The following is a 16594-nucleotide window of genomic DNA, read 5'->3' as shown; positions in this document are numbered from 1 at the left end:
GTGCGTTAACACACGGGAACCGAATCCTCTGTACATACCTTGGTAACTGTGTCTGTTAACCTGTCCACAGGAACGCTACATCTAGCGTTTTGGTCGCGTTTACACGCTAGGAATCGGTGACTAGCGTGGGTCCCCAGGTGCGGGGAGAACGATTCGCATGACTGCCGCGGCTCCATGGAGCGTAAAGGGAATTGACCCGAAAGCACGGGAGGTCGCCAAGGACCTCGCCCGTCGCTCGGGCATGACCCTCGGTGAGTGGCTGAACCGGATGATCATCGAAGGCGATTCCGCCGGTTTCGATGCTCCGCCCGCCGATCCCGTTAACGATACTGGCCGTTCGAACGGCCGCGCCATTTACCTTGAAGCCGACCGCGTCGAGGCGCCGCCGCGCATCGAGGCCCCCGAGCATCCCGCCGACGAGGTGGGCCGGATGGCCACGGCGCTTGACCGCCTGACCCAGCGCATCGAGGCCGCCGAGGCCCGTTCGGCCCAGGCTATCACCGGCATCGACCAGTCGGTGCGCGGCGCGCTGCAACGCCTGTCCAGCTCCGAGCGCGAGCAGATCGCCGTCGCCGCCCGCTTCGAGGGCCTGGCCGACGAGATCAAGAGCGAGCAGACCCGTAACGCCGAGCGCCTGCGCCGCGTCGAGAACGAAGCCGCCGGCCCGCGTTCGGCCGAGGCCCTGCGCGCGCTGGAAAGCGCCGTCGGCCGCGTGGCCAACCACCTCTATGAAGGCGAAAGCCGCACCCGCGAGACCCTGGCCGCCCTGGAAGCCAAGGTCGAGGCCAAGGGCGCCGCCCCGGCTTCGGCCGTGGTGGAAGAAGTCGTCGCCCGTCTTCAGGAGCGCCTGGAAGCCGCCGAGGCCCGCACCGCCGAGGCGCTGCAGGCGCTGGGCGGTTCGTTCTCGGCCCTCGACAACCGCCTGTCGGCCGTCGAAGGCGACGGCGGCAGCGCTCAGAAGCGCCTCGAGGAACTGGCGGGCAGCCTGTCGGCCAAGATGGAGGCCGCCCGCGTCGAGATGGCCGCCAAGCTTCGCGAGACGGCCGACGGCCGCTTCGACCGCATGGAGCGCAAGCTGGGCGAGATGACCGCCCACATCCAGGCCGCCGAGCAGCGCTCGGCCCAGGCCATCGAGCGCATGGGCCGCGAGGTCGTCGGCCTGGCCGACGCCTTCAACCGCCGCATCCAGACCTCGGAAGCCCGCCAGGCCAACGCCATCGAGCAGGTCGGCGGCGAGGTGGCGCGCATCGCCGCCAGCGTCGAGCACAAGCTCAATCGCAATGACAGCGTCCAGGCCCAGGCTCTGGAGAAGCTGGGCGTCGAGATCGCCCGCATCACCGAGAAGCTGGCCGAGCGCATCAGCGCCTCGGAGCGCCGCAACGCCCTGGCCATCGACGATGTCGGCGACCAGGTGGTTAGGGTTACCGACCGCCTGAACCAGCGCGCCGAACGCAGCTCGCAGGAACTGATCGACCGCATCCGCCAGTCGGAGGAGCGCACCGCGCGCCTGCTCGACGAGGCCCGCGAGAAGATCGACACTCGCCTGGCCGACGCCCAGCGTCGCCTGGCCGAGACCCCGGCCCCCGCGCCGGTCGCGGCTCCGGCCCGCCAGGCCCCCGCGTCGCACTCGCCCTTCGGCGAGGACCGCTTCTCGTTCGGCGGCGAGGCCGTCAGCGAGGACGTGTTCGAGCAGCCGACCTTCCCGCAGCCCAGCTTCCCGCCGGCCGCCGCTCCGGTCGCGCCCTCGGCGCCGGCCTTCAGCGGCCCCGCCGCGTTCGAGCCCGACTTCCCGATCGAGGAGCCCGAGGCTCCCGGCTTCGCCGACGAGGACTTCGAGGCCGCCGACGGCTTCGCCGTGACCCCGCCTGTCCGCGAACCGGCCTTCGAGGCCGACGCCTTCGATCCCGAGCCGCAGACCGCCCCGGTCTCGACCCGCCCGATGTCGACCCGCGAGGTCATCGAGCAGGCCCGCGCCGCCGCCCGCGCTGCGGCCGCCGGCGCCGAGAGCAAGGCCAAGCTCAAGCCCGCCAAGGCCCAGAAGGCCGAGAAGGCTCCGGCCAAGTCTCTGTTCGCCGGCTTCGGCAAGGCCCTGCCCAAGAAGGGCAAGCGCGGCGTCTCCTCGACCCTGGTCGCGGCCCTGCTGGTCTCGGGCGGCGCCGCCGTGCTGGGCGTGGGCATGGCCGCCGCCACCCTGAAGACCGATCGCGATGGCGGCGGCGTCAACGACCGCGTGGCCAAGGCCATCGCCGGCCGCGCCTCCGACGTCGAGATCAAGTCGGCGGAAGCCGACACCACCCCGGCCCAGCCCCGCGTGGCCATGGCGGTGGTGGCCCCGGTCGCCCAGGCCTCGGCCACGACCGTCACGGCGCCGACGCCGGCTCCGGCCGCCGAGCCGGCCGTCGACACCGGCGAGGCCCTGTTCGCCGACGCCGTCAGCCTGCTGGAAGCCAAGGACCGCGCCGGCATCGCTCCGCTGCGTAAGGCCGCCAACCTCGGCCTGCCCAAGGCCCAGTTCGTGCTGGCCAAGATGTACGAGATGGGCGAGGGCGGCCTGAAGAAGGATCCGACCGAGGCCCGCCGCTGGTACGAGCGCGCGGCCCAGGGCGGCGACGCCAGCGCCATGCACAATGTCGGCCTGTTCGCCTCGCGCGGCCAGGGCGGCCAGCAGAACTGGACGACGGCCGCCAACTGGTTCCGCAAGGCGGCCGAGGCCGGCCTGGTCGACAGCCAGTTCAACATGGGCCGGCTGTACGAGAAGGGGACGGGCGTCGCCCAGAACCCCGCCGAGGCCTATCGCTGGTACCTGATCGCCGCCCGCGCCGGCGACGCCGAATCCCGCGCCCAGGCCACGCGCCTGCGCGGCCAGCTGACCCCGGAAAGCCAGCGCATCGCCGAGCGTTCGGCGGAATCGTTCCGCTCGCGTCTGGCCGCCGCGCCGCGCACGACCCAGGTGGCGACCGCCGCCGCCGTCGCGCCGTCGGCCGGCCTGGCCACCGCCCAACGCGCCCTGTCGCGTCTCGGCTACTATCAGGGGCCGCAGGACGGCGCGTCGTCGCCGGCCCTGCGCATGGCCATCCAGGCCTTCCAGCGCGACCAGAGCCTGCCGACCTCCGGCGGCCTGGACGGCGAGACCCTGAAGCGGCTCTCGGCCTACTAGGCCCGATCAGCAGCCGATCTCAACGACGCCCCCGGGACGCAAGTTCCGGGGGCGTCTTCGTATGCATATCCCGCGTGGACCTGCGCGCAGACCTCGGTAATAGTCATCGTTTCGACGCAAACCCGCGGCGGGTGAAACAATTCGACGCGCGCCCTGGGCTATCGTTGGTGTGAATAACGCGGCCGGCGGGACGCCGATGGCCGCGAACAGGGCGGGGGGATGGCTCTTGGGCCTTCCGGAGGAGTGCTGATCTTGATGACGGATCACGTGAGCGAGCGCGTGCCGGTTCCGCGCACCGTATGGGTGTTCGGCCTGGCGACCCTGGTTCCCTTCGTCGCCGCCTCCGGCCTGTTCTGCTACGGCCCCATCTCGCAGCGCGGCCCGGCCCTGGTGGCGCTGCTGGCCTATTCGACGGCCATGCTGTCCTATCTGGGCGGCGTGCGTTGCGGATTGGAGATCGACCATATCCGGCCGCGCTGGGTGACGCTGGCGCTGTCGCTGCTGCCGCCGCTGGCGGGGGTGGCGCTGATGCTGGGGGCCGAGCGCTTCGGCGCCGCCTGGCAGCTTTCCGGCTTCCTGTTCGTGTTCCTGTTGCAATGGCTGTGGGACGTCACGGCCCACGAGGGCCCCGCCTGGCGTCCGCGCCTGCGCACCCTGCTGACCACCGGCGCGGCCCTGTCGCTGGCCTTCGCCCTGGAACAGGCCCTGGCGCTCTAGCGCACCGCGACCGCCTTCTGGGCCAGGGGATCGTCCAGGCAGGCCTTGGCCACGGCGTGGTTCAGCTTGGCCTTCTTCTTCTCCAGCCGGTGGCTCAGCGCCGTGCCCGCCGCCGCGCCGGCGAAGGGCATGACGACGTTGCCGCCGACCCCGATCACGGCGCGGACGATGCGGTGGTCGTTGTACTGCTCGGCCTCGGCCCGGGCCTTGCGACACTTGGGGCTGTCATAGCGCGGCTGGCTGGGGTCCAGCTTGGCGACGGTGTCGCGCGGGGCCGGATTGCTGGCGCAGGCCGACAGCGCCAGAAGGGCAGCGAGGCTCGGGATCAGCAGGCGCATCGGGCGGGGTCTCCCAAATGAATTCTCCGCGCTAACGCCGCATGAGGCGCGGACGATCCAAAGGCTCAGCTAGGGCCGGTCGATGAAGGCAGGGCGCAGTTCCCCGTTCGTTTCCCCGCCGCGAAGTGTTAATCAGCGGGCCGTGAGCGCCCTTCCTTCGAGTCTCGACCTTGCCCCGGCCTTGGTGGTGCTGCCGGGCCCGCGCGCCGGCGTGGCCGATGGCGGCGTGCGTCCGGGCGAGACGGGCGGCCGCGTGATCCGGCCGCCGGACGCACGCGATCTCTTCGAGCACGGACCGGTGCTGGTGGCCCACGCGGCCATGACCGCCAAGCGCCTGAACCTGCACGCGCCGTTCCGCAGCCCGGCCATCTTCGACGTGCTGGAGCTCTACGCCTTCACTCGGCCGGCGACCTTCTGCGCGCCGTCGTCCGTGGGCCTGGCCATGGCCCTGGGCCTGCCCGAGCCGCGCGGCGCGGCCGCCCAGGCCCAGACGCTGCGCGAGGCCGCCGACGCCCTTCTGCGCGAGCTGGCCCTGACGCCCCGCCCGTCGCGGGAAGAGGCCCTGGCCGTGGCCGAGACCCTGGCCCGGGCCGGCTGGGCCTGGGGACCGGCGGTGGTCGGCGCCCTGCGCTCGGTTCCGGTCGGGAACCAGTTCCGCAGTTCGGGCCTCGACGTCTGGTCGCGGCTGGTGGAGTGGGAGGACCAGGCGCCGGCCGGCGAGCCCCTGTCGCGTCCGATCGATCCCGAGGCCGCGTCCGAACGCCTGAAGTCGCTGCTGGCCCGCGCGGGCCTGGACGAGGTGCGCGAGGCCCAGGACACCTATGCCCGCGAGACGTCCTACGCCTTCCAGCCGAGGGAGCGCGAGGGCGAGCCGCGGATGATGCTGGCCGAGGCCGGCACCGGCGTCGGCAAGACGCTGGGCTACCTGGCGCCCGCCAGCGTCTGGGCGGAGGCCAACGGCCCGTCGGTGTGGATCAGCACCTATACCCGCGCCCTGCAGCGCCAGATCGAGCGCGAGAGCGCCGCCATCTATCCCGACGCCCTGGTGCGCGCCCGCAAGGCCGTGGTGCGCAAGGGGCGTGAGAACTATCTCTGCCTGCTGAACCTGCAGGAGCAGGTCAACAGCGCCCAGCTGGGCAACGGCGACCTGGTGGGCCTGGCCCTGGCCGCGCGCTGGTCGCGGGTCAGCCGCGATGGCGACATGACCGGCGGCGACTATCCGGCCTGGCTGCCGACCCTGTTTTCCGTGCCGCCGTCCGCTCAGGCCAGCGCCGCCAACCTGGTCGACCGCCGGGGCGAGTGCATCCACGCCGGCTGCCAGCACTATCGGGTGTGCTTCATCGAAAAGGCCGTGCGGGCCTCCAAGCGCGCCGACCTCGTCATCGCCAACCACGCCCTGGTCATGACCCAGGCGGCCTTCGACGGCGCCCGGGCGGCCCGGGGCCTGAAGGGCGACAACGAGACCACGGCGGTCAAGCGGGTGGTGTTCGACGAGGGTCACCACCTGTTCGACGCCGCCGACAGCGCCTTTTCCGCCGCGCTTTCCGGAGCCGAGGCCGCTGAGCTGCGCCGCTGGATCCGCGGTCCGGAAGGGCGCGGCCGGCGGGGCAGGGGGCTGGAGGCCCGGCTGCTCGACATCCTGGGCGACAAGGAAAGCGCCCGCCAGGCCCTGAGCGCCGTGATCCAGGCCGCCACCGCCCTGCCGGGCGAGGGCTGGTCGGGGCGGATCGCGCCGCCGGACGGCCAGGTCAATCCGATCGGGCCGATCGAGAATTACCTCGTCGCCGTCATCGAGCAACTGCGCGCTCGCTCCAGCGAGCGGGGCGCGCCCGAGCAGGGCATGCAGTGCGCCGCCCGCCCCGCCGTGGAGCTGGTGCGCGAGCGGGCCGGCGAGGCCGCCCGCGCCCTGGCCGGGATCGAGGCCCCGCTGCTGGCCCTGGCCCGCCAGCTGGAGGACGTGCTCGACGAGGACGCCGAGCACCTGGGGCCGTCCGAACGCGCTCGCATCGAAGGCGCGCTGCGGGGCCTGGACCGCCGGGCGCGCATGACCCTTCCGGCCTGGCGCTCGATCCTGAAGGCCATCGACGAGGACGCCGAAGACGATCCCGATTTCGTCGACTGGTTCGAGGCGACCTTCCTCTACGGCCGCGTCGTCGACGCCGCCTGCCGCCGCCACTGGGTGGATCCGACCGAGCCGCTGCGCGCGGCGGTGCTGAGCCCCGCCCACGGGGTGCTGGTGACCAGCGCCACCCTGGTCGATCCGGCCCTGGAGGATCCCTTCGCCCTGGCCGAGATGCGCACGGGCGCGGCCCGCCTGCCGCAGCCGCCCAAGGTGCTGCGTCTGGTCTCGCCCTTCGACTACGAGAAGAACGCCCGCGCCTTCGTCGTCACCGACGTCAACAAGGAGGACGCGCGCCAGGTCTCGGCGGCCATGCGCGAGCTGTTCCTGGCCGCCAACGGCGGGGCGCTGGGGCTGTTCACCGCCATCCGCCGGCTCAAAGCCGTGCACGAGCGCATCGCCGCCCCGCTGGCCGACAAGGGCCTGCCGCTCTACGCCCAGCACGTCGATCCGCTGGAAGCCGGGGCCCTGGTCGACATCTTCCGGGCCGAGGAGGACGCTTGTCTCCTGGGCACCGACGCGATCAGGGATGGCGTGGACGTGCCGGGCCGCTCCCTGCGCCTGCTGGTCTTCGACCGCGTGCCGTGGCCGCGTCCCGACATCCTGCACAAGGCCCGGCGCACCAAGTTCGGCGGCAAGGGCTATGACGACTCCATCGCCCGCGCCCGCATCAGCCAGGCCTTCGGCCGCCTGATCCGCCGGGCCGACGATCGCGGGGTGTTCGTCATGCTGGATGCGGCCGCCCCCACCAGGCTCTTTTCAAGCCTGCCCGAAGGGGTGACGATAGAGAGACTCACGCTCGTCGAAGTCATTGAAGCGACGGCCGCATTTCTGTCCGAAGCGCGGGATTAAAGGCGGCGTGATCATCCTCCGTGGGGGGAGGATATCAGGAGGATGAAGTTGCGGTTTCCGATCGGGGCGACGGCCCTGTTGCTCGCCGGCGTGATGGCCGGCTCCGCGTCCGCGCAGGAGTTCGTGCGCGGCGATTGCCTGAACGTGGTCCAGTCCACCCGGAGCCTGCGCTTCGAGAACGACGAGCACGCCCGCTGGTACAAGCGCTTCTGGACGGGCAACTGCCAGGACCTGTCGCTGTGCTTCCCCGGCTCGCCCAACTGGAATGACATCGTCACCAAGCTGATCAACAAGGGCGGCGCGTCCGAGAAGCCGGCCCTGCTGCCCAAGGCCTGCAAGCTGGGCCAGATGATCGGCATGGAATGGGCCCGCGACCGCAGGATCAAGCGGATCAGCACCCAGGACCTCAAGCGCTTCTCCAACATCCTCGACGACGCCGGCGACCCGCTGAAAGGCGTCGAGGCGGTCGAGCTGAAGGCGCGCGCCCTGCTGGCCAAGCCGCAGGGCTGAGCTCGCGGCGGCTCTAGCCTCCGAACCGTCGTATTGGCGACGCCCGACCGTCGAATTTGTGCAATCGAGCAGGTATAGAGAGGCCGTGGGGAGAAGATCCGCGAAGGGAGCGATCCTATGGCCGTCACCACCACCGATCTCGCCATCGACGACAAGGCCGCGCCCAGCGAGGTCCGGTCCTCCCGGGCTCTGGTGCAGGCGGTGCGCTGGCGAAGCGGCCTCTCCCAGGCCGAATTCTCCCGCGCCTTCGCCATCCCCCTGCCGACCCTGAGCGAGCTTGAGCACGGCGAGGCCCGCCCCGACGCGGCCATGCTGGCCTACCTGCGGGTCATCGACCACGCGCCCGAGGTGGTCCGCGAGGCGCTGACGCGGGCGGGGCTGTAGGGGGGCAGGCCTACTCGCCGTCCTCACAAATCCATCCCGTCATTCCCGCCCTTGTGGCGGGAACCCCTCTGTCAGCCGCAAGGGCAGGAGGGGCGACGTGCTCAGCACGTCGCTGGCGCTTCACCTGCGGGCGGAACCAGGGTTTCCCGCCACAAGGGCGGGAATGACGGGAGTTTGGGAGCGCGTGGAGCCTAGTTGCCTTTGCGCTTCTGCGAAAACAGCCACTCGCGCCAGGTCGCGTCGTGCATCATGTCTGGCGGCACCAGGTGGGCCATGCCCTTGTAGGACACGAACCGCACCGTGCCGCCGGCGTCGGCCAGGGCGCCGGCCCAGGCCAGGTCGGGGGCGTAGGGGTTCTCGCGGTCCTTGTCGCCATGGACGATCAGCACCGGGGTCGGGGCGACCTTGGCGGCCAAGGCGCGCTCGGGCGGCACGCCGGAGAAGGCGACCACGGCGGCGAACCTGCCCGGCTGGGCCACGGCGGCGTTCATCGCCGCCGAGCCGCCCATAGAGAAGCCGACCAGATAGATGCGGTCGGTGTCGATCGGCAGGCGGGCGGAGAGGTCGTCGATCAGGGACAGGATGGCCGGCAGGCTGGCCCCCGGACGCGAGGCCAGCAGATGGTCGGCGCCCTTGGCGTAGTCGGCCGTGCGGGTCGGGGCCTGGGGGACGAGCACATAGGCCGGGAAGGTCTTGGCCGTCTCGGGCCGGGCCCAGCTGCGGGCGAAGGCGCCCATCTGGGCCTTGTTGTCGCCGCCCAACGCGCCCGAACCGTGCAGCACGACGACCAGCGGCAGGCGCTCCTTGGCGGCCGGCGCCAGCAGGCGATAGGGCAGGCGCCCGCCGTCGGGCGCGGTGAAGTCGGCGGCCGCGAAGGCCTCGAGCGGCGGCAGGTCGACCGGCGCGGGCAAGGGCGTGGCCGCATAGCTGCGGGTCTCGACCGACAGGCGCGGCGCCGGAGCGGGCGCGCGCGTCGGCGTGGAGGCGCAGGCGCCGAGCAGCAGGCAGGCGAGCAGCAGGAGCGGCTTTTGCATCCGGTTTGCATAACCCGCTTCGCGCCGATTGTCTGGTGGTCGACGTCCGGGCTGTTTCTAGATCGGGGAGCAACCCTCACCGTGGTCGGCGGGTTTACTTCCCGACGCCCCTTCGGGCGAAGAACGGGAGAAACCGGTCATGATCGGTCACAAGCATCATCAGGAAGACGGCCGCCACTTCACGCACGGCACGGCGTCCAGCACCGCCGACGCGGCTTCGGAGGCCAAGCTGAAGCCCGAGGACCGTCATATCGAGGCGCCCCACGCCAAGCTGGCCGAAAAGCCGCTGGCCGAGGGCGAGAAGCACGACCAGCTGGCCGAGAAGGTCGAATGCTCGGAAAGCCGTCAGGAAGCCCTGCTCGACGAGGGCCTGGAAGAGAGCTTCCCGGGCAGCGACCCGGTCAGCGTCAAGCGCATCACCTGATCCCGCATCACCAGGTTGTGGGCCGGTGTGACGTCCTCGTCCTTCGACAAGCTCAGGATGAGGACGAATGCGGGCGCTGAAGATCGATTGAAAACCTCACCCTGAGCTTGTCGAAGGGCGGGGTTTTCTCCCCCCTCACGCCCCGCGAGGGAACCGCGCGGCGGCGCGGGCGGCGAAGCCGTTGCGGGCGTTTTCGGCCTCGGCCGATTCCCCGGCGGGCATGACCACGCTGCTGCGGCGACGACGGCGACGGTTCTTCTGGGCCGAGATGTCGGCGAAATCCATGGCCCCACGCTCGCGGGCGTCGCGGCGAACCGCTTCGATGTGGCTGGCCAGATAGATCGCCGCCACGCCGACCGCGTCGGCCGCCAGGTCGGTGACGCTGGCGCTGCGGTGGGCGAAGAACTGGGCGACCTCGATGCTGGCGCCCAGCAGGATCGCGGCGACCGCCAGGTCGTTGCGGCGCATGCGGGGGAAGGCCAGGAACGACACCGCCGTCAGCCCGCCGAAGGCCAGGGCGTGGGCGACCTTGTCGCTGAGGCCGAACACCTGCTCCAGGCCCTGATACGGGCCCAGCATCAGGGTCACGGCGGTCCCCGCGCCGACGAACAGAACGGCCTTGGCGGCGGTCACGACATGGTTGGGCGTCAGCATGGGCTCGGCTCGCGGTGGAGCCCTGAGTCCTAAGGCCGCATGCCTCGCAAACCGTGAAGGAACACGGTCAACGGAAGATGACTATTTCTGCTTGCCCGGCCTGGCTTTCGCCTTGGCGGCGTCTGACGTGTCCTTGGCCGTCTTCCAGGCGTGATAGGCCTCCAGATAGGGCTGGCGGCGCAGGATCTTCGAGCCCGGATCGACGATCACCGGAACGGCGCCGGCGACGCGAACCCGGCCCGTCCCGTCGGCCATCGGCAGGGTGACGACCTTGTCGCCGACCTTGACCTCCACCGGCATCGGGAAGCGCCCGGCGGGCGTCTTCCAGGCCAGCACCAGGTCGTCGCCCTCGTGGGTCTCGAGCAGGTCCGGCAGCTGCGCATGACGCAGATAGGCGTCGAAGAACCAGCCGTAGTCGGCGCCGGTCGCCTCGTTCACCGCCTTGACGAAGTCGCCGGTCACCGCATAGCGCGGCGCGAAGTTGCCGGGCTTCGGGTCCGGGCGGCCGTAGACCAGCACCCGGGTGGCCTGGAAGAAGGCCTTGTCGCCGATCAGGGCGCGCAAGCTGTGCAGCATGTTGGCGCCCTTGTAGTAGATGTCCGTCCCCGGCCCGACCTTGGCGTCGTAGACGGCCTCTTCCTCCATCGGCTTGCCCGAGACGATCGGGAACTTGTTGAAGGTCTTCACCCGCATCTCGTTCAGGCGGACCATGTATTCCATGTCGCCGTGCAGCCACTGCGAATAGAGCGGCTGCATGTACGTGCCGAAGGCCTCATGCAGCCACATGTCGTCCCAGTCGACATTGGTCATCTGGTTGCCGAACCACTCGTGCGACAACTCGTGGTGCAACAGCCAGTCGAAGCCGTAGATCTCCTGGGCGTAGCCGGCGCCGTAGGCGTTCAGCGTCTGGTGCTCCATGCCCAGGTGCGGGGTTTCGACCGCGCCCATCTTCTCGCCGCGGAACGGGTAGGGGCCGATCATCCCTTCGTAGAAGTCGAGCATCGGGGCGAACTGGGCGAAGAGGCCCCGGGCCTTGGCCTCGTTGCCCTCGATCGTCCAGAACTCGATCGGGAAGCTGTCGCCGAAGCGGCTCCTGTACGTGTCCTTCAGCTGGACGTAGGGGCCGATGTTGAGGGCGACGGCGTAGGTGTTGGGCGTCTTGATCCGCCAGTGGAAGGTGCGCTTGCCGGCCTCCTCCTTGATATCGACCAGCACTCCGCCCGACGGCGCCGACAGCGGGGCGGGCACGGTGACGCGCAGGTCGACGAGGTCGGGCTCGCCGGTCGGGTGGTCGATGCAGGGCCAGAAGAGGTCGCAGCCCTCGCCCTGCACGGCGGTGGCGATCCACGGGCGGCCGTCCGGGGTCCTGGTCCAGACGAAGCCGCCGTCCCACGGCGCGCGCTTGGCCTCGACGGGCACGCCGCCGTAGCGGATGCGCACGGCGACCGGATGGCCGGCGATGATCGGCGCGGGCGGCGTGATGGTCAGGCGGCCGTCCGGATTGCGCCAGGCCGAGGCCGGCAGGGCGCGGCCGTCCAGCGACACCGCCGAGACCGGCAGCTCGCGGTCGAGGTCGAGCACGATGGCGGGCAGGTCGCGGTCGGCGCGCAGGGCCAGAACGGCCTCGCCGGCGATGGCCTTGCGCTCGGGGAAGACCTCGATGGAGAGATCGACGTGCTCGATGCGAACGCCGGCCTGGTCGGGCTTCAGCGCCCCGCCGGTGGCCAGGGTCTGGGCGGTCGGCGGCGCGCGCAGCGGCTTCACGGCCTTGGACGACCTGGCGGCGGGCGCGGCGGCGATCAGCAGCGGCAGGGCGGCGACGAGGGCGGCGGCCCGGACAGACGTGATGGGCAAGGCGACTCCCCGCGATGGACAGGACCCATCGGTAGGGGAGGCGGGCGCGAAGGCCAAGAGCTGCCCTTAATCCCGTCATTCCCGCCCTTGTGGCGGGAAACCCTGGTTCCGCTTCCACGTGAGATGCAAGCGGATCGCCGGCGATCCGCCCCTACTGCCCTCGCGGCTGACAGAGGGGTTCCCGCCACAAGGGCGGGAATGACGGGAGTTAGGGGGAGAGGAAAGCGCTCCCGATAAGGGGAAAGTCTACAGCTTCTCGCTGAGCTTGATCGCCACCTTGCAGCCGGTCTGGATGACGGCGCTCAGCAGGGGGTAGGCCGTGGCCTCGTGGGCGCCTTCCTCGATGGCGAGGTCGCGGTGCATCAGTTCATCGTCGCGGAACTTGGAGAGCTCGGCGGCCAGGACCGGGTCGCGGTCCTTCAGCTCCTCGATCTGGCCGGCGTAGTGCTTCTCGATCACCGACTCGACGGCCTCGGTGCAGGCGTGGGCGGCCTTGTCGCCGATCAGGGCGGTGCCGGCGCCAAGCGTGAAGGCCGCCAGGCGCCACAGGGGCGACATCAGGGTGGGGCGCACCTTGCGCTCGGCCAGCAGCTCGTCGAAGCGCGACAGGTGGACCTGCTCGTGGCCCTCCATCTCCTTCAACTGCTCGGCGATGCGCTCGCGGCCGCGGGCGTGCTTCATGACGGCCTGCTGGCCGCGATAGATGTGCACGGCGGCCAGTTCGCCGGCCTGATCGACGCGCAGGATCTCGGCCAGGCGGGCGGCCTGGGCGCCGCGGCCGGGACGGGGCGGGACGGCTTTCTGCTGGGCGGTGGTCATTGCACGGCCTCTCTGGGACGAAGCGCCGAGAAGGCCGAGACGACGGCCAGGCCCAGCGAGACGAGGGCGTTCCAGCCGGCCATCGACAGGCCCAGAAACACCCAGGCGGCCTTGTCGCACATCGGGGCGGCGATCTTGGCGCCCTTCAGCATGGCCACCAGGTCGTCGGAGGTGGCCAGGCCCCCGCCGGTGCAGGTGCTGGGACCGGGCCACCACTTCCATTCGACCCCGGCGTGGAAGGCCGCCAGGCCCGCGCCGTAGAGGAAGATCGCGCCCAGCAGCCACAAGGCCGGCGCGCGCAGGCGCGGCCAAAGGGCGGTGCGCTGCAGGATCGCGGCGACCAGGCCGACGGTCCCGGCGACCCAGTAGACCTCGCGCTGCTTCAGGCAGAGGTGGCAGGGCGCCAGGCCCCCGAAGGTCTCGAAGGCGTGGGCCGCGCCCAGCATGATGGCGCTGGCGGCCAGGGCCAGGACCGGCCAATGCCTGGCGACCCAGTCCAGAGGCGGACGCCTGGGAACCAGCGGGCCGGCCTGGGTCATCGGGGTGTCGGTGGTCATACGGCGCACGCGCCTCCGCTGCTTCCCCCAAGGAAATGGCTCGCGCCGAGACCGATGACAAGGAGCAGGATCAAACCGCCGGCCACGAGGGCCAGGCGACGCTCGATCACCGGCAGCAGGGTCGGGCCGAAGGTCTTGACCACGAAGGCCACCAGGAAGAAGCGCGCGGCGCGGGTGACGACCGAGGCGAAGATGAACATCGGGAAGCTGAACTGGGCCAGGCCCGAGGCAATGGTCACCAGCTTGTAGGGGATGGGGGTCAGGCCCTTGGCCAGGATCACCCAGACCCCGTACTTGTCGTACCAGCACTTGAACTCGACCAGGCCGCCGGCGTGGCCGGTGACGGCCATCATCCACTGGCCGACCGGCGTCAGGAAATAGCCGATGGCGTAGCCGAGGATGCCGCCCAGCACCGAGGCCAGGGTGCAGATGAAGGCGTAGCGCCAGGCGCGGTCGGGCCGGGCCAGCACCATCGGGGCCAGCATGACGTCCGGCGGCACCGGGAAGAACGAGCTCTCGGCGAAGGAGACGGCGAACAGGCTGGTGGGGGCGTGGCGCGAGGCGGCGAGCCCCATGACCCAGTCGTAAAGGCGGCGCAGCATGCGGACTCCGTTTGCGGAACGCGCCGTTGCTAGCAGGGGCCGGCGCGCTTGTCCCGGCAGATGCGCCGCCGCGGCGTGGATCTTTTCGCTGCGATGCGAAGGCGGGCGCAAGGGCGCCCTCCAGATACGAAAACGCCCCGTCCTCCAGGCGCCGGGCCGACATGGCGCGGAGGAGGACGGGGCCACGCGGTCGCCGCAACATTACGACCGCGCGTCTCGAAAGAGGTCGGGGGAGCGACCTCTAGAACTTGACCGCCAGCGAGACGCTGTAGTTGCGGCCAGGAGCGGTGTAGCCGTCGACGACCACCGGCTGGGCGGCGGTCGGGGTGGTGGTCGCGCCGCGCACGTCGCTCCACCACCAGTACTTTTCGTCGGTCAGGTTGAAGACGCCGCCGCGCACGGTGAGCGCCTGAGTGACGTTCCAGTAGCCGGTGATGTCGGCGGTGCTGAACGCCGGCGGGGCGAAGCAGGTCCCCGAGCAGGTGACGCCCAGGCTGTCGAACGACTTCTTCTGCACGTGCATGACGTTGAACTGGCCGCCGAAGCGACCGGCCGGGTCACGGTAGGACAGGCCGGCCGTGAACTTGGCCGGATCGACCGACTGCAGCGGCGTGCTGACGCCGGCGGTGTTGGTCGAGAAGCCGCGGGCGTAGGCGGCCGTGCCGATCAGGTGCCAGCTGTCGCCGATCAGGACCTCGCCGCGGGCCTCGGCGCCGCTGATCTCGGCCTCGGCCAGGTTGACGTACTGATAGACGGCCGGGTTGGCGGCGGTGAACGCGCCGCTGACCTGCACCTGTTCGATGAAGTCGTCGTACTTGCCGGTGAAGCCGGTGACGCCGAGGTTCCAGGTCGGGCGGCGCAGACGGACGCCCAGTTCGAAGCTGCGGCTGGTCTCGGGCTTCAGGTCGGGGTTCGAGATCGCCGTGTAGAAGCTGGTCGGGTTCGAGAAGCCGTTGTTGACCTGCGACGGGGCGGGGGCCTTGAAGCCGCTGGCGGCGTTAGCGAACACGCTGATCAGGTCGTCGACCTTCCAGACCGCCGACAGCTTGGGCGAGACGTGCGAGTCGCTCTGGCCCACCGGCGTGTTGGCCGTGAACAGCGGGTCGTTCTTCGGGTCGAGCTTGTAATAGTCGTAGCGCAGGGCAGGGTAGAAGGTCACCGGACCGGCCGCGAACTCGTCCTGCACATAGGCGCCGACCAGGGTGTAGTCGGTGGTCGGGAAGGCGCGGCTGGGGAAGGTCTCGCCGGCCGGCGGCACGGTGCCCGTGCGCAGGCTCTGCTGCTGGGTCAGCGAGGCGTCGGCGCCCCAGACGATGCGGTGCTCGGCGCCGCCCAGCTGGGCCTTGCTGACCAGTTCCAGCGCGCCGCCGAACACTTCGTTGTCGAACTTGGCGTCGCGGGTGCGGTCGGCGGCGGTGTTGCGGTCTTCGGCCGAATACTGCCGGGTCGTGCTGTTCTGGTAGTAGGCGGTGGTGCGGGCGCTCTCGATGAAGCCGTCGCCGCCGGTGAACACGTGGGCCAGGCTGACGCGGTCGCGCTTCATCTTGTCGAAGGCCGTCAGGCCGATGACCGAGGTTGAGGCGGTCGGGCTGATCGCGATCGCCGACAGCACGTTCCAGTCGATGTCGCGGTCCAGGTGGTCGAGCGTCAGGGTGAACTTGTTGCGGTCGTCGAGGTTGAAGACCAGCTTGCCGAGCACGGCGTTGGACTGGTTGTCCTCGGGGTTGGCGACCGTGCGGGCGACGGTGCGCGAGGCGTTCGTGCCTTGGGTCTCGGTCTCGTGGCCGTCGCGGCGGGTGTAGGCCAGCAGGCCTTCCCAGCGGCCGGTCGAACCGGCGACCAGGGCGCTTTCGCTCCAGCTTTCGTCGGCCGACGAATAGCCGACGCGGCCGCGGGCGGCGAAGTCCTTGCCCTGCAGGATGTCGGCCGGATCCTTGGTGAAGAAGCTGACCGAGCCGGCCAGGCCGTCGCTGCCATAGAGGGCCGAGGCCGGTCCGCGGACGATCTCGACCGACTTCAGCACGTCGACGTCGACATAGTCGCCGCGACCCGCCGACTGGGCGCCGAAGGCGTAGCTGTCGGGGATGCGGACGCCGTCGACCATGATCAGCACGCGGTTGCCTTCGAGGCCCCGGATGGCGAAGCCGGCGTTGCCGTCGCGGCCCGTCGAGGCGCCGGCGGCGGTGAAGCGCGAGGGGGCGCTGCGCACCGAGACGCCCGGCTCGAAGCGCACCAGGTCCTTCACGTCGTCGACCAGAGCGTCCTCGATTTCCTGGGCGGTGGTCACGGTGACGGTGGCCGGGACGTCGAGCACCGACTTCTCGCCGCGGGTGGCGGTGACGGTCACCTTGTCGAGTTCGGCCACGTCGCCGCCGGGGGCGTCAGGCGCGTCGGCGGCGTGGGCGGCGGCCGAGCAGAGCAGGGCGGCGGCGGATGCGGCGGCGAAGAAGAGCGTGTTGCGAGACAAGGAAGAACCCCCAGGTAGTCGGCCTTGATGCGAATTGTTCGCATTCGTTGGGAGCGTGCTAAAACCGTCTGGCGGCCTGGTCAAGTTATTTGCAATTGATTCTTAG

The 16594-nt window shown here is 70.6% G+C and carries 14 protein-coding genes; 6 read left to right on the top strand and 8 right to left on the bottom strand.

All coding sequences use genetic code 11. The annotated features are described in order from the left end of the window. The first annotated feature begins 157 nt into the window (after positions 1–157). Positions 158–3157 carry an SEL1-like repeat protein gene (locus AC07N1_RS14675; protein ID WP_494672485.1) on the top strand — a complete coding sequence of 1000 codons (3000 nt, stop codon included), beginning with the start codon at positions 158–160 and terminating at the stop codon, positions 3155–3157. 255 nt (positions 3158–3412) lie between these two features. Then, positions 3413–3874, top strand: a complete 462-nt coding sequence (locus AC07N1_RS14670; protein ID WP_494672484.1) for a DUF3429 domain-containing protein — start codon at positions 3413–3415, stop codon at positions 3872–3874. Here the strand turns inward: AC07N1_RS14670 and AC07N1_RS14665 are convergent. Further along, positions 3871–4212 carry a hypothetical protein gene (locus AC07N1_RS14665; protein WP_494672483.1) on the bottom strand — a complete coding sequence of 114 codons (342 nt, stop codon included), beginning with the start codon at positions 4210–4212 and terminating at the stop codon, positions 3871–3873. The genes AC07N1_RS14670 and AC07N1_RS14665 overlap by 4 nt on opposite strands. An 82-nt stretch (positions 4213–4294) precedes the next feature. Between AC07N1_RS14665 and AC07N1_RS14660 the strand changes: the two genes are divergently transcribed. The 3 genes from AC07N1_RS14660 to AC07N1_RS14650 all read left to right on the top strand — a co-directional run bounded on the left by AC07N1_RS14660 (position 4295) and on the right by AC07N1_RS14650 (position 8077). Further along, positions 4295–7183 (top strand): ATP-dependent DNA helicase, encoded by a 2889-nt coding sequence (locus AC07N1_RS14660; protein WP_494672482.1) that lies wholly within the window; start codon positions 4295–4297, stop codon positions 7181–7183. Positions 7184–7225: 42 nt separating this feature from the next. Next, positions 7226–7693, top strand: coding sequence for a hypothetical protein (locus tag AC07N1_RS14655; RefSeq protein ID WP_494672481.1), 468 nt, complete (start codon positions 7226–7228; stop codon positions 7691–7693). Positions 7694–7810: 117 nt separating this feature from the next. Further along, complete coding sequence (locus tag AC07N1_RS14650) at positions 7811–8077, top strand: helix-turn-helix domain-containing protein (RefSeq protein ID WP_487290974.1); 267 nt, start codon at positions 7811–7813, stop codon at positions 8075–8077. Between the two features lie 191 nt (positions 8078–8268). Here AC07N1_RS14650 and AC07N1_RS14645 read toward each other — a convergent pair whose 3' ends face one another. After that, entirely contained in the window at positions 8269–9111 is an 843-nt protein-coding gene (locus AC07N1_RS14645) for a carboxylesterase family protein (RefSeq protein WP_494672480.1), read from the bottom strand. Positions 9112–9250: 139 nt separating this feature from the next. On the opposite strand from AC07N1_RS14645, the gene AC07N1_RS14640 reads away from it, so the two are divergent. Continuing rightward, positions 9251–9535: a hypothetical protein gene (locus AC07N1_RS14640; protein WP_110119337.1), complete on the top strand. Its 285-nt coding sequence runs from the start codon at positions 9251–9253 to the stop codon at positions 9533–9535. A 135-nt stretch (positions 9536–9670) separates the two neighbouring features. On the opposite strand, the gene AC07N1_RS14635 is transcribed toward AC07N1_RS14640, so the two are convergent. From AC07N1_RS14635 to AC07N1_RS14610, 6 genes are all read right to left on the bottom strand, one after another. Continuing rightward, positions 9671–10189 (bottom strand): VanZ family protein, encoded by a 519-nt coding sequence (locus AC07N1_RS14635; RefSeq protein ID WP_494672479.1) that lies wholly within the window; start codon positions 10187–10189, stop codon positions 9671–9673. A gap of 81 nt (positions 10190–10270) precedes the next feature. Continuing rightward, positions 10271–12043: a M1 family metallopeptidase gene (locus AC07N1_RS14630; protein WP_494672478.1), complete on the bottom strand. Its 1773-nt coding sequence runs from the start codon at positions 12041–12043 to the stop codon at positions 10271–10273. A gap of 246 nt (positions 12044–12289) precedes the next feature. Then, positions 12290–12862 (bottom strand): demethoxyubiquinone hydroxylase family protein, encoded by a 573-nt coding sequence (locus AC07N1_RS14625; protein ID WP_494672477.1) that lies wholly within the window; start codon positions 12860–12862, stop codon positions 12290–12292. After that, positions 12859–13419, bottom strand: coding sequence for a disulfide bond formation protein B (locus AC07N1_RS14620; protein WP_494672476.1), 561 nt, complete (start codon positions 13417–13419; stop codon positions 12859–12861). The genes AC07N1_RS14625 and AC07N1_RS14620 overlap by 4 nt, the downstream gene beginning before the upstream one ends. Then, positions 13416–14021, bottom strand: a complete 606-nt coding sequence (locus AC07N1_RS14615; protein WP_494672475.1) for a YqaA family protein — start codon at positions 14019–14021, stop codon at positions 13416–13418. The genes AC07N1_RS14620 and AC07N1_RS14615 overlap by 4 nt, the downstream gene beginning before the upstream one ends. Before the next feature lie 241 nt (positions 14022–14262). Next, positions 14263–16488: a TonB-dependent hemoglobin/transferrin/lactoferrin family receptor gene (locus AC07N1_RS14610; RefSeq protein WP_494672474.1), complete on the bottom strand. Its 2226-nt coding sequence runs from the start codon at positions 16486–16488 to the stop codon at positions 14263–14265. Positions 16489–16594 lie beyond the last annotated feature (106 nt).

Source organism: Caulobacter sp. GW821-FHT09B11 (assembly GCF_059418205.1).
The sequence above is the reverse complement of the archived record's forward strand: the minus strand, read 5'-3'. Positions and strand labels throughout refer to the sequence as shown.